The organism is Dolosicoccus paucivorans (genome assembly GCF_900100125.1).
Lineage (GTDB): Bacteria > Bacillota > Bacilli > Lactobacillales > Aerococcaceae > Dolosicoccus > Dolosicoccus paucivorans.
In genome coordinates this window covers 23,624-37,623 of the sequence record NZ_FNEL01000008.1, presented here as the reverse complement: position 1 = coordinate 37,623, position 14,000 = coordinate 23,624, and the positions used below count along the sequence as shown (strand labels likewise).

Here is a 14,000-nt window from a genome sequence, read left to right as displayed (position 1 = left end):
TTATTCAGACATCGAACAACAAAACATCGCTTTTTACTTTGCGGATGCTTACAGTGCCTGGCAGAGAGGGACTAACGAGAATTCCAATGGATTACTCAGAGAATTTTTCCCTAAACGCACAGATCTAGCTAAAATTACGGAACATGATCTTTTCAATGCGCTATGGTTGATAAACAATCGACCTAGAAAATGCTTAGATTTTAAAACACCTTTTGAAGTACTCATGCACGAACTCGTTCAGTTAGAATAACTTTTTGTCGCAATAATTATTGCAATTCATCATTTAAATAATTGAGGAGCTATTTGTAAAGCCAAAGGGACAATTTCTGCTTCTTCCCATTGTTCTTTAAGGCGTTGCCCGTTGCCTTTATTTTTACTTGAACCAATCGCAATGCCGCAATCTCCCCCGCCAGCCCCTGAGGATTTAGCGCTATATTGATTCGCTTGAGCAATTTCTACCAGTTGATTCAAAGTATCCGTTTCAATATTTAGTTGATAATGTTCGCCTAAGTGAAGTAAGAGGTGACGGTAATTCATGACTTCTTCTTGAATTTTGGGAATATTTTGCGTTACAAAGCCTTCTTTAAGTCGTATGACACTTTCTTTGGCTTCTTTAAGGAACTGTTGATAGTAATCTGCTTCTTGTTGAATATGATCTTGTAAAGACTTAACAAAATAAGGGGTGGAAGCAGGGGTTTTAGTCCAGCCAATCATCACTTCTAAGTCTTCAACTGGGGGAAGGGACTGTAACGTTAAATCAGGCCAATCTGTTAGTAAAAGTTGTTGAAGAGAGACCTTTTGTTCTAGCTGATTTTTGAGCCACTTACGGTCGGGGGATTGGTAATAAACCCATCCGCCTAAGACATTTGATGCGATATCACCAAAGCTTCCTTCACTTTTCATTAGTGTCATCGCGATGGCACTTAATTTATAAACTAACTCCGGCTTTAACACGTTAAAGCCATATAAAGATAATAAGGAACGAATCGTCGCCACAGTGACCGCACCGCTGGACCCTAAGCCGTATTTATCCCCATTTTCAGCGACTAAATCGGTCTTAAAGGTTAAGTGGTAGTCTAATAAGGGACGTTCTAATTCATTTAAAAGTTGTTCAACGACTTCAATTCCACTCAAAACATATTCCCAACCTGGAGCGCCTATTTGGTCGAAAGATAAAGGGTTGTCCATTTTTAGCCGTTTATAATGTAAGTCGTCTAAACCAAGAAGATCGGACGAAAAACTTCCCTCGCCGACTAAGTGAGACGCTTTGACAGTGGCTGTTAAATAATGATCCACTGCCATAATAACTGCTGGATGACCCGGCTCTAAAACCGCATATTCGCCTGCTAAATAAAGTTTACCTGGCACTTTGACCGTGGTACTTTTGAAGTGGCAGCGAGGCTCTGGTTCTAAAAGACGTTCGAGTGTTGAAATCATAATAAATCCTCCGAATCGATTAAATAACGTGAGGGGCAGGTCCAGGAAGAGCGATGATGAGTTGCTCTTCGTTATAGAATTGTTTGAAATAATCTTTAATGAGAGCCGCTTGGCTTTCGCGGCATAAAATTTTAACGTTCGGACCAGCGTCCATTGTAAAGTAACACGAAAGACCTTCTTTTCTTAAGTGGCGCACATGTTCCATTACTTCTAAAGAAGCCGGTTGCCAATAAGTAAAGCTAGGGTTAGCCGCAATCATCGTCGCATGCATTTTCATGGCGTTATGTTCTGCCACTTCCCCCATGGTTTCAAAATCTTGACGTAAAATAGCTTCTTTAATGATCTCTAAATCTTTTTCCACTTCTTGAGGCCATAACTTATAAAAAGGAGAGGTTTGACGAGTAAGTTCCATCCCTTCTCGGCTGGAAAGACCTTTTTCTTCTTGATTGACAGTAACGACCAGCATCGCAATATCCCAATCTGCCGGGTCAAAGTGTTCAGCGTAACTGGATTCAGAATTGTCTTCAAACCCGCGGTGCCATTCGACAAAGCCACCAAATAAACTACGCGTCGCACTCCCTGACCCACGACGAGCATAAGTGGATAGTTCTTTTGCTTCCATATTAAGTTCTAACGCGTCGTTACAGGCCATACTAAGGGCCGCGAACGCCGAAGCGGAAGAGGCTAACCCGGCAGCGGTAGGAACATGGTTGTAGCTCTCCACTTGAACCGGGAGAAACGTGTCCGCTTTTTGACGGAATAAATCAACAAAACGTCCTACTTTCGCAATTTCTTCTTTTGATTGAAGTTGACCGTTTAAGTAAAACGTGTCTTCTTTAAAATCTGGTGAAAAAATGACTTGCGTATCCGTATAAAAAGCGTCTAAAGTAAGGGATAAGCTACTTGTTTCAGGAAGAAACAACGCTTCATTGCGCTTTCCCCAATACTTAATTAAGGCAATGTTCGTATGGGCGCGGTATCTAGCTCCACCTTGTAAAGGAAGGGGAGTGAATCGATCCTTTGAATCAACAGGAATATACATGAAAACCTCCAAAGTTAAATCTTTTTCATATTTAATAACCACGTCTGCTGGGCGCCTTGATCTTTAAAAGCTTGGCTAACTTTTAAAGCGTCTTTTTTTGTTTTAGAAAGGGCAATCACGCAGCCCCCAAGACCTCCGCCGGTCATCTTAGCGCCTAAGGCTCCTGCCGTCCAAGCAGCGTTGACTAATTGGTCTAGTTCCGGAGACGAGACGTTTAAATGGGCTAAGTAATAGTGGTTATAAGTAAATAAACGCCCTAATTGGTCGGCGTCGTTTGCTTTAATGGCGTTATAAGCTTGAGTGACAAAATCTCCAATCGTCGACATATAATGAGTGACTTTTTCGGGAGTTTGTTTTAATTGATGAGCGACAAAACTAACGGCTTGCTTAGTTTGCCCTGTAATCCCACTATCCGCGACCACTAAATAGGCGTCTAAATGACAATTGAAAAATTCAGGCGCTTGACTTTTACGGTAAATAATCGCTTGATCATGACTTGCCATTAACGTATCAATCCCACTGGTTGCTTCATGGGCAATGAGTTCGGCTTGGTTAGTTAAATAATAAAGCTGATCGCTGGTTAAGGGGTATTGATAAAAGTCGCAAAGAGCTCGGACGACGGCTACACTGACCGCGGCTGAAGAACCCATTCCTCTTTCCCCGGGAACTTGACTATCAATATCAATTAAAAGCGGCTGTGTCTCTTGGTCGATCATACTAAGAGTGAGTTGGACGACATGTTGAATATTGTGTAAATGAAAAGGAGCTCCTTTTAAAGGGCCTGTATAATAAACGCAGTTTAAGGCGTGTTCTTTGTGGGAAGAAGGCTGAACGGTTACACTCACCGGAGCGCTCATAAAGGGAAGCGCAATGGCTGGGTAGTCATAGACGACGGAATGTTCTCCCATTAAAATAATTTTACCGTGAGCTTTTCCTCTTCCGACGGGTTGTTTGCGGTTTATTGGTGAAGAAATGTCTTGTTGATTGTTAAAAGGTAAATCTAACGTCACCGCCTCGTTGCACCTCCTTAAAAATTGAATGATGTGTCTTAATAGTACCATATTTATGTTAGAATACGTATGAAATCAGTGAATTAGCATATTTTTAAATTTTTCTTCAACTATTTTCACAGATCCTTTAAGTATGATAAACTAGTAGCATATTTGAGATACTGTTTAGTAAAGGGAGGATGTAAAGGGTTTTGGAAATGTATCACCGCTACGACAGGCATGAATGGGCGCAGTTTCACCAACCTAATGGTGAAACGATTCGTTCTATCTTAAATTTAGATGATTTAGTGTCATTAAATGACCGCTTATCTCAAGAAGATGTTAGAGAAATTTACTGGCCCTTAGTGGATTATTTAGATTTAGAAATTAAAGGAGCCGCCCATCAAAATAAAGCAAGGCAGCAATTTTTTAGTCAAGAAGGTCACCCAGCAGACTTTCGAAACGTTCCTTTTATTATCGGTATTTCTGGAAGTGTCTCCGTTGGTAAAAGTACAACCGCTCGGGTATTACTGGACCTATTAGAACAAACGTACCCTCACAAAAAGGTGCAACTAATGACCACTGATGGGTTTTTATATTCAACGGATAAGTTGAAACGATTAAATTTACTCAGCCGCAAAGGTTTTCCCGAAAGTTATGATATGGCTCGTTTAATTGACTTTCTTGTCCAAGTTAAAACAACCGACGAGCCGGTAACCTATCCTTTATATTCCCACCGCATTTACGATGTGTTACCTGATGAAGTAGATGTCATTCACCAGCCCGACATTTTAATTGTTGAAGGAATTAACGTATTGCAGTTGCCGCAAAATCAAAATGTGTATGTGAGTGACTTTTTTGATTTAGCCATTTACATTGATGCGAACCATTTAGATATTGAACGTTGGTTCCTTGAGCGATTCGAAATGATTATGGCGTTTTCAAAAGATAAACCTGATAGTTATTATTACGAATTAAGTCATAAAACAAAAAAAGAACAACTCACCTTCGCCCGAAGTGTTTGGCAGCGAGTCAACTTAATTAACTTAATTCAATATATTGAACCGACTCGTAATCAAGCCGATGTTGTTTTATATAAGGCTCCTGACCACCGCATCGACACCGTGTATGTTAGAAAATATTAATTAATGGAGGAAAAAGATGATTGATTCAATTGAGGCAATGGAACAAATTGTTATTATCGATTTAGGAAGTAGCCATAACCAAGCATTAACCCGCAAAATTCGCGAGATGGATGTTTTTAGCCAAGTGGTTCCTTTTACCGCTACAGCAGAAGACATTCAAAAATTAGGAGACGTTAAAGGAATTATTATCGCCGGAGAATCTGGCATGATTAACGATACCGATCAATTTGAGTTAGATCCAGCGATTTTCGATTTAGCCGTTCCTATTTTAGGGATTGGAACAGGAATGCAGTATTTAACGAAATTTTATGGTGGCGAATTAGGTTTAATGCCTAAAGTCAATAATGAATTAGAAACGATTCAAGTCGTAGATAACGAACAAGGGCTATTTAAAGCAATTCCTCAAGCCGATGTGGTTATGTTATCCCACGCACGTGAAACTGTTGCGGTTCCTCACGGAGCAGTAGTGAGCGCAACGAGCGAACATTTACCAATTGTCGCTTTTGAAGATACAGTAAAACACCGTTATGGTATTCATTTCCACCCAGCAGCCGATGAAACCGTTCATGGTAATGATATTTTACATAGTTTCTTATACGGCATTTGTAGTGCAACGGGCAATTGGAATATGGAGAACTTTATTAACATTGAAATTGCTAAAATTAGAGAAACCGTTGGCGACAAAAAAGTCCTTCTTGCTTTATCGGGCGGGGTCGACTCCAGTGTGGTTGGGGTATTACTCCAACGTGCCATTGGCGATCAGTTAACATGTATTTTCGTAGACCACGGCTTACTTCGTAAAAACGAAGGAGACGAAGTGATGGAAGCACTGGGACAATTCGGCTTAAACATTCGCCGTGTCAATGCTAAGGATCGTTTCTTTAAAGAACTAAAAGGCGAAACAGATCCTGAAGAAAAACGTAAAATTATTGGTCGCGAGTTCATTGAAGTCTTTGATGATCAAGTTGAAAAAGTCGGCCATATTGACTTTTTAGCGCAAGGAACCATTTATTCAGATATTATTGAATCTCTTTCAATGACAGGACAAGTCATTAAATCTCACCACAACGTGGGAGGACTTCCTGAAGATATGACCTTTGAATTAATTGAGCCGGTATCTTTACTCTTTAAAGACGAAGTTCGTCAGTTAGGGTTAGCGTTAGGAATGCCTGAATCCATTGTTTGGCGTCAACCCTTCCCTGGACCTGGTTTAGGAGTGCGTGTGTTAGGGGAGATTACGGACGAGAAGGTGGAATTAGTTCGTGAAGCGGATGCGATCTTTAGAGAAGAGATTGCTAATGCTGGGTTAGACCGCGATATTTGGCAATACTTTGCGGTATTACCAAACATTCAAAGTGTCGGACAAAAACATGGGCGCCGTACCTATGACCATACTATTGCTTTACGTGCCGTTCACTCTGTTGATGCGATTACAAGTGACTATGCTCGTATTCCTTGGGATGTATTAGATAAAGTCTCTGCACGTATTGTTAACGAAGTTGACGGCGTTAACCGTGTCGTTTATGATATGACCCCAAAACCACCTGCAACGATTGAGTGGGAATAGAAATAAACAGACACAGACCGTGAGTAAAAATCGCGGTCTTTTTGTATGCTTTAAAGTGTCCCAGTTTATACTAAAACCTATTTTTTAATTAATCATCGGCAACAAAAGCAACTAAATCGTCGGAAAAACCGACGCAAAACCGACGCAAAAATTTGCGTCGGATTTTAATGAGTTGATTTGATAATAAGAGAATGTCGCCCAAAATGTCGGTCAAGATGTCGGTCAAAATGTCGGTGAAAACCAGGTTTAAAGGCCAGGCACGAAAGTACCTCAGCATATATTAAAATCTACTTGGCTAGTGAATTTAACTAATCGTCGGCGACGAAAACAATTAAATCGTCGGAAAAACCGACGTAAAACCGACGCAAAAATTTACGTCGGTTTTTTAATGGGTTTATTTGCCGATAAGAGAATGTCGGTCAAAATGTCGGTGAAACCTGGGTTTAAAGGTCAGACACGAAAGTGTCTCAGTTTATATTACGCTCTATTTGGCAGTTGGTTTTAACTAATCGTCGGAAAAACCGACGTAAAACCGACGCAAAAATTTACGTCGGATTTTTTAATGAGTTGATTTAACAATAAGAGAATGTCACCCAAAATGTCACCCAAATAGAAGATACCTGAGAAGCTACAAAAAACAGCACAAATATTTGCGCTGTTTTTCGTTTAATTGACACTGTTAACTTTCTCTTACTCCATTTGGAATAATGACTTCTTTTAATAACTGTTCTTCTTCCTTAATTCGAATAGACATGACATAAATATATAAAGGAGACAAAATTAAAGCGGTATAGGATGCATGGCATAAAAGAGCCAGTCCTACTAATTCAGATAAAATATTTAAGAAGTAATTAGGGTGTTTTATATTGACGAATAGCCAATGGTCCACGAACTGATGATTTTTTAAAATCATTAATTTAACCGTCCAAATATCCTTTAACAATCGCGTAACAGTGTACAACATAAAGATGGAAAAGATAATTAGTACTAATCCGATAAAACTAATGGTATCAAAAGCTGGCTTTTTAATGAGTGCTTCGATAAGACAGCCTAAGTAAAAGAGGATATGTAAGATCGTTATTCGTTTAGAATTTTCTACACCATATTCTTTCCCGCCGTCTTTAAGTATTCTCTTTTCGTTTTTGATGGAAATTTTTAGAAAAAATAACCTAATAATAAACACAGCAATTACAATAACATAAATCATCATGCATCTTCCCTTCAATCGTCGAATGATGTTCAATTTTACCGAATAATTTTAGCAAATTTTTTTAGAAATACTATTACTTTTTTGTGTTTTTTTGCGTGCGTAATGCTAGTTTAGACAGCTTTGTCGAACAAAGAAGTTAAGAGCTTTCGCGGCAATTATAGATGAAGTTGATGAAGATGCTTTAAAAGTAAAAAGCTCCCAAAGTATGGTTAATTTTGAAGACGAAACGACAGAAAAATACCTCCTCACTTTCAAGATCGTAAAATTTTTCAAAAGTTGAAAGTGAGAGTGGGTTTCTACTTTCAACAAATGAAAAAAATGCAAGAGTTGAAAGTGAGACGCTCTTTTTTCTTTCAACAAATGAAAAACGGCTTAAAGTCTTTGGACTTTAGCCGTTATTTTATGCGGTGGTTCCTTTATGTAATTTTACTGGAACGACTTTTAATTCATCAATAGGTTCGTCTTTAATTTTTTTGAGGATGGTGGTGACGCTTTCTTTTGCTAATTGTTTAATATCTTGTTCAATGGTGGTTAAGTGGGGCAATAAAGTGCGGACGGTTTCCGTGCCGTCAAAGCCAACCACTTTAACATCTTCGGGGACGTTAAGTCCTTCTTTTGTTAAATGATTTAAAACAATCGACGCCATCACGTCGTCTCCAGCTAGTACTCCGTCATAGCCTTGTTCTTTAATATGAAGGGCTTGAACCTTTTCAAGTTTTTCTTCAGCAGACAAGTTAAAAGGGATGTAGGCTTTGTGAGTTGGGTAGCCTAATTCTTTCATGTAGTCTAAGTAAGCGACTAAACGGTTATTAGCCGGTGTGTCAACTTTGGGGTCTCCGGAAATACATAAAATATTTTTACATCCTTCTTCTACAAGAACTTCAGCAGCAAGTTTTCCGCCATAATAGTTATCCGATTGGATCGTTGGAATATCCTCGTGAATTTTACGTTCCACAGAGACCATTTTAATAGAAATTTTGTCGTATTCTTCAATACCAATGTTATGAGATCCGACGATAATGCCGTCGACGCGGTTTTCTTGAAGCATTTTTAAATACTCAATTTCATTATCCTCGCGGTCAATACTGTTACATACTAATAATTTATATCCTTGGTTGACTAATTCATGTTCAATATGAAAAGCTAACTCGCCAAAGAAAGGGTTAGCCGTTGTTGGAATAATTAGTCCGATAAATTTTGTTTCTTTTTTAAAAAGTGACCTTGCCATTTGGTTAGGGCTATAATTTAAAGCTTCCATACTGGCATGAACTTTTTTGCGCATCTCTTCACTGATATAGCCGCGATTATTCATCACTCGCGAAACCGTCGTCGCGGAAACGCCAGCGTGTTTAGCTACATCGTGAATGGTCACATTACTCATATTAAGACACCTCCGTGAATAGTATTATATCTTACTGTCTTTATTATACACAAAACATTTTGTGGAACCGGTTGACACAAGCGAATAACTATTTTAAAATTTAACCGTAAACAATTTAAAGGAGTGGGATAAAGGGATGTAAGACGAATCATTCGCCTATTACTTGTTTACTAATTGCACACTATCTTCGCTCAAGTTTTGTATAATGAATAACAAGACTTGAGTTTTTTTAGTAAGGAGAGTTATAGGATGAGTGAAAGAGACAAGATGCGACAACAAAAGTTGTATGATGCTAACTATGACGATGAATTAATTAAAGAACGCTTGCGAGCTAAAGAGTTGTGTTACGATTATAACCAATTACGTCCTAGTCAACACGAAGAGCGACGAGCATTGATCCAGCAATTATTAGGTCAAACAAAGGAGCATTTTAGTATTGAACCGTCTTTTTGGTGTGATTACGGCTATAACATTGAAATTGGGGATCATTTTTACTCTAATCATCATTTAGTCATTTTAGACGGCGGGAAAGTCACCTTTGGCGATCACGTCTTTATCGCTCCTAATTGTGGATTTTACACAGCGGGACACCCCATTGACACACCAAGACGTAATCAAGGTTTAGAATACGCTTACCCGATTACCGTGGGAAGCCACGTTTGGTTTGGGGCTGGCGTACAAGTTCTACCTGGAGTCACGATTGGTGACCATGTAGTGATTGGAGCAGGTAGTGTTGTCGTAAAAGATATTCCTAGTCATAGCGTAGCGGTGGGAAATCCTTGCCGGGTCATTCGTCCGATTACTCGAGAAGACGAAGGGTTCAAATGGGACCGTTAATCAAAGTGATAAGTCATCCTCTTTTAAGGAGTGATGGCTTTTTTATTTGTTAGAATCATAACTAAATCCTTTTGAATGTGGTACAATTTTTGTATTAGTTTGATTCATTTTTCAAAAAAAGGAGGCTATTTGATGACTAAAGGATCGGTTAAACTTCACCGCGTTTATGATAAACCACTTCCTCAAAAAGGTCACCGTATATTAGTGGACCGTTTATGGCCGAGAGGGGTTGCTAAAGAGGATTTAAAACCTTTTGATTGGGTCAAAGACCTTGCTCCGTCTAAAGAACTGCGGACATGGTATGACCACAAAGAGAACCGTTTTGATGAGTTTAAAGACAAATATATGAAAGAATTGGACGATAATGATAAAGCTCAAGACTTTGTTAAAACCGTAAAAAAAGAACAACAAAAAGGGGATGTTTGGCTTCTTTATGGGGCTAAAGATGAAAAGCATAATAATGCGGTTGTCTTAAAAGAGTGGTTAAGTAAATAGTCGACTAATCCTCTTTACTGCAGCTCAGTAAAGGGGTGTTTTTATATAAGGAGGACGGGGGATGAAAGAGTTCGACAAAGAAAAATGGGACCACTATATGGATGTGGTTTGGTCCTATACTAAATATCAATTATTGACCAAAATGTTATTGTTTTTTGTAGTCTTTCCTATATTTCAATACCTTTTAGATTTGTTAATGCAGTCAGCAGGACGCGAAAGTATTTCCAGTGGGGATTATTTAAGTTTTTTATTTAGTTTACAAGGAGCTGGACTTCTTTTAATGTCCTTTTCCTTTATCGCTTTACTTATCGGCATGGACATTAACGCCTTTATTGCGATGAGTGCGTTAATTCAAGAAGGTCGCCTGCAAATGACGGCGAGAGATTTATTATCTGTTGCGATGAGTTCGTTAAAGTCTTTAATGAAACCTTCCGGTGTTATCATTATGTTATATGTGGCTTTTATTACTCCTTTAGTGGGGGTTGGGCTCGGGGTTTCTGTTTTGGAGCAATTTAAAATACCTAATTTTATAACCGATGTTATTTACAGTGACCCCACTTATTCCGTAATTTACTATACAGTTTTAGCCATTTTTACGATGGTTTCCATTATTCATATTTTCTTTTTCCACTATTTAGTAATTGAAAAGCTCCCTCCCTTTGAAGCGTTAAAAGAGTCAAGACAATTAATGAGACGTCACTGGCAAGCTTTTGTTGTAGATTTTTTTGGTAAAACGATTTTAGTCTCCATTGGAATCATTGCCGGATTGCGTTTTATTGTTCCTTTTGTTTTAAACTTTATTCAGTGGCTTCCGGGAGAATTTTTGAGTCGTTTTATTTCTCTACTTTTTACATTAACCGTTGCGGAAGTGTTAACGTTTCTAGGGTTAATGACGGTTCCCTTTATTTGTTATCGCCTGACTCTTTTATTTTACCGCTATCATAATCAAGAAGGGCACTCGGTTCATTTTGATATGAAGGTAAATCCGGACTATACCTTTGATACGTTTATGCCTCGTTGGGACAATTGGCTAGACAGCCATGCTTTGTCGTTAGAGCGAATTATCGGTGTTTTATTGGGGTTTAATCTTTTAATTTCTTTATTTATGGGAACTTATTTCGAAGAGATTTTTAAAGTGGATCACGAAATTGCGATTGTCGCTCACCGAGGGGGCGGGGATTTAGCAGCGGAAAATTCGATTTTAGGCATGGAAAAAGCGGCTGAATTAGGGGCGACTTGGAGTGAAATCGACGTTCAACGGACAAAAGACAATCATTATATTATTAACCACGATAATACTCTTCGACGCGTCGCCGGAGTTAATAAAGCGTCTAGTGAATTGACTTTAGACGAAATTAAACAGCTGAAAATTATGGATTTATTTAACCCGAATCGTCCTTCTCAGCCGATTGCTACTTTGGAAGAATTTTTAGACGCCGCTAAAGGTAAAATTGGTTTACTCATTGAATTAAAAGGTCCTACGGCCAACCGTCAAATGGTAGATGACGTCGTAAAGATGATTAAGGATAAGGGAATGGAAGAAGAAACAGCTCTTTTATCTTTAGATTATTCTTTAATTCAATATGCCAGCACCCACTATCCTAACATTAAAACGGGCTACCTTTACTTCTTTTCTATTGGACGCACCAGTTCTTTAGTGAGTGATTATTTAATTATGGAAGAAGAGGAAGCGACGTCAGAAAAGATTGATGCGATTCGAAAAGCGGATAAAAAATCCATTGTCTGGACAGTTAATACGGAAAGTTCTATTAAACGTTTCACCTTGTCTCAAGTCGACGGCATTATTACAGACCGTGTAGCGAAAGTTCAAGAAGGAATGAAACAACGAGATGAGCGTACGGATGTAGAAATTATTTTAGATGCTTTCTTGGGGAGCTTTTAAAGGGTCCTATTCGCTTTTTTAAATGATTCGTCTATAATAGACATGAATGAAAACCGATCTTGCGAAGGCGAGAGCGGTTTTATTATTACTTGAAATTGAAAGGGGTTTCTCATGCTAAATTATCCACATCCTATAAAAAATATTTATCATTTACCCACACTACCCGTTCCCGACCAAAAAGACATGCTGATGAAGTTTTTACAGTGGGTCGAGCCCCTTATTTCTAATCAAGATTACTTAATTGCACAACATTTAGTGAATGACTTTTTAAATCAACCGATCGCTAAAAAACTCCATCAACAGTTAATCGCTAAAGCAACGGGACCTAACAGTAACTGGTTGATTGATTGGTGGTTAAATGAAGCTTATTTATCTTCTAGAGGTCCAGTGGCTCCGGAAGTGAATGCCGTCTTTTTAATGGAGACTCCAAGTATTCAAAAAGCGAGTGCGTCTCAGCGCATTGCCGCAACGTTTTATGCAACTGCCAAAATGTACTTAGACTTTAAACATCGAGGCGTTCCTGATGTGAAGGTAGGTAAACGTCAGTATTCTTTAGATCAACTTCACGGATTATATGCTAGTTTACGAATTCCTAAACTAGAAGAAGACGACTATTATATTTATGACGGCGAATCGACTCACGGGGTGTTACTTTTTAGAAATCGTTTATTTAATATTCCCTTAATTAAAGACGGTCAAGTGCTCCCTTACGATCAAATCAATAAAGCGGTGACGTCTGTTATAACCTCGTCTTTAAAGACCAAGCCTATTAATGCTAATTTAATGAGTTTAGCTTGTGACCGTAATAAAGCAGCTCGGCTACAAGAAGAACTTATGAAAGACCGTAAAAACCAAAAAGCCCATCAACAAATTAAAGATAGTATTTTGATGATTTGTTATGACGAAGTGACGACGGATAACGTCCCTGACCGAATGAGAAATGCCTATTATAATAACCAAACCATTAATCGTTGGCACGGAAAAGGTCATCAATTAGTCTTCACCGATGATGCTCAAGTAGCTATTATGTCGGATCATACTTTTATTGACGGTGGAACTCAAGGGTATTATGCAGCGGAGTTAAATAGATATTTAGAAACGATTGATTTAAAGAAAAGGACCAGCCAGCCGGTTCCTGTTCAAGAAATTGAATTTAATTTAACTAACGAACAAAAAGACACATTAGCTCGTATGGCCCAAGAACATAAGGCGTATGTAAATAACTTGTCAATTCATTTACTAGAAATGCCTTATTTAACCCGGGAGGTGCTCCGGGAGGCGGGAATTTTAAGTGCCGACGGGTTCTTCCATTTAGCTCTTCAATTAGCGCAAAAAAGGACCTTTAACGCGATTTACAACACCTATGTCGCTGTTGATCTGCGCACCTTCTTTAAAGGCCGCACAGAGTGTTTACGCCCGGTTTCTAAGGGAAGTAAAGCTTTTGTCCATCGATTTAATCAAGGCGAGCGCTCAAAAGAAGTGTATCAACAAATGATTGAGGCGCTAAACGAGCATTACCGCCGCTCAAAAGATTGCCAAGCCGGTCACGGGGTCAATCGTTATTTATTTGGCCTTCAACAAGCTTATCAAGAACTGCGTGACAAAGAACAACAACAGAACCCGGTACCTTTATTCGATACTAAAGCGTTTAGCGTCATTCAATCCAGCCCTTTATCAACAAGTTCTGTTCCGCTGCTTTACATTGACAAATTCGGCTTCCAACCCGTAGAACCGAATGGTTTTGGGATGGGGTATGTTGTGGGAGCTGATTCTTACGTATTAGCAACCTCCTTTAAAAAAGACGAAGAACTTCTGGATCAATTGTTGACCCATTTAGAAGAAAGTATTCAAGAATTAATGACCTTTGCCAGTGAAATCTATCAAGAAACTCACTAAAGTTTAAGCATGATTTAGTCAAGCTAAGTCATGCTTTTTAATTGCAACCTTTTCCAAAAATCCGTAAAATAAACTTGAAAACGCTGTCATGTTTACAT

Annotated in this window: 12 protein-coding genes; 7 read left to right on the top strand and 5 right to left on the bottom strand. The window is 38.8% G+C overall.

Translation table 11 applies throughout. From position 1 onward, the window contains the following. On the top strand, window positions 1–250 hold a 250-nt coding region (locus BLR79_RS02405; protein WP_143338760.1), incomplete at its 5' end, for an IS30 family transposase. A 29-nt stretch (window positions 251–279) separates the two neighbouring features. Here the strand turns inward: BLR79_RS02405 and BLR79_RS02400 are convergent. From BLR79_RS02400 to mvk, 3 genes are read right to left on the bottom strand one after another with little or no spacing between them, the layout of a single operon-like run. After that, entirely contained in the window at window positions 280–1,437 is a 1,158-nt protein-coding gene (locus tag BLR79_RS02400; protein ID WP_092084504.1) for a phosphomevalonate kinase, read from the bottom strand. Window positions 1,438–1,456: 19 nt separating this feature from the next. Then, window positions 1,457–2,479 (bottom strand): diphosphomevalonate decarboxylase, encoded by a 1,023-nt coding sequence (gene mvaD, locus BLR79_RS02395; protein WP_092084502.1) that lies wholly within the window; start codon window positions 2,477–2,479, stop codon window positions 1,457–1,459. A 14-nt stretch (window positions 2,480–2,493) separates the two neighbouring features. Next, window positions 2,494–3,489, bottom strand: coding sequence for a mevalonate kinase (mvk, locus tag BLR79_RS02390; RefSeq protein ID WP_234970782.1), 996 nt, complete (start codon window positions 3,487–3,489; stop codon window positions 2,494–2,496). A 197-nt stretch (window positions 3,490–3,686) separates the two neighbouring features. Here mvk and coaA point away from each other — a divergent pair, with 197 nt between their 5' ends. Then, window positions 3,687–4,613, top strand: a complete 927-nt coding sequence (gene coaA / locus BLR79_RS02385) for a type I pantothenate kinase (protein WP_092084508.1) — start codon at window positions 3,687–3,689, stop codon at window positions 4,611–4,613. Between the two features lie 16 nt (window positions 4,614–4,629). Continuing rightward, a complete protein-coding gene (gene guaA, locus BLR79_RS02380; RefSeq protein WP_092084498.1) occupies window positions 4,630–6,180 on the top strand; it encodes a glutamine-hydrolyzing GMP synthase in 1,551 nt (516 codons plus the stop codon). 679 nt (window positions 6,181–6,859) lie between these two features. Here the strand turns inward: guaA and BLR79_RS02375 are convergent. Further along, window positions 6,860–7,387 (bottom strand): isoprenylcysteine carboxyl methyltransferase family protein, encoded by a 528-nt coding sequence (locus BLR79_RS02375; RefSeq protein ID WP_092084506.1) that lies wholly within the window; start codon window positions 7,385–7,387, stop codon window positions 6,860–6,862. Between the two features lie 403 nt (window positions 7,388–7,790). Continuing rightward, window positions 7,791–8,771, bottom strand: a complete 981-nt coding sequence (locus BLR79_RS02370; RefSeq protein ID WP_092084496.1) for a LacI family DNA-binding transcriptional regulator — start codon at window positions 8,769–8,771, stop codon at window positions 7,791–7,793. A gap of 249 nt (window positions 8,772–9,020) precedes the next feature. Between BLR79_RS02370 and BLR79_RS02365 the strand changes: the two genes are divergently transcribed. From BLR79_RS02365 to BLR79_RS02350, 4 genes are all read left to right on the top strand, one after another. Further along, entirely contained in the window at window positions 9,021–9,608 is a 588-nt protein-coding gene (locus BLR79_RS02365) for a sugar O-acetyltransferase (RefSeq protein ID WP_092084494.1), read from the top strand. A gap of 132 nt (window positions 9,609–9,740) precedes the next feature. Further along, window positions 9,741–10,103 (top strand): DUF488 domain-containing protein, encoded by a 363-nt coding sequence (locus tag BLR79_RS02360; RefSeq protein WP_092084492.1) that lies wholly within the window; start codon window positions 9,741–9,743, stop codon window positions 10,101–10,103. A gap of 61 nt (window positions 10,104–10,164) precedes the next feature. Further along, window positions 10,165–12,006 carry a glycerophosphoryl diester phosphodiesterase membrane domain-containing protein gene (locus BLR79_RS02355; protein ID WP_092084490.1) on the top strand — a complete coding sequence of 614 codons (1,842 nt, stop codon included), beginning with the start codon at window positions 10,165–10,167 and terminating at the stop codon, window positions 12,004–12,006. A 111-nt stretch (window positions 12,007–12,117) separates the two neighbouring features. Then, the gene (locus BLR79_RS02350; protein ID WP_092084488.1) at window positions 12,118–13,902 is read left to right on the top strand and encodes a choline/carnitine O-acyltransferase; all 1,785 of its coding nucleotides are present in this window, start codon (window positions 12,118–12,120) and stop codon (window positions 13,900–13,902) included. Window positions 13,903–14,000: the final 98 nt, after the last annotated feature.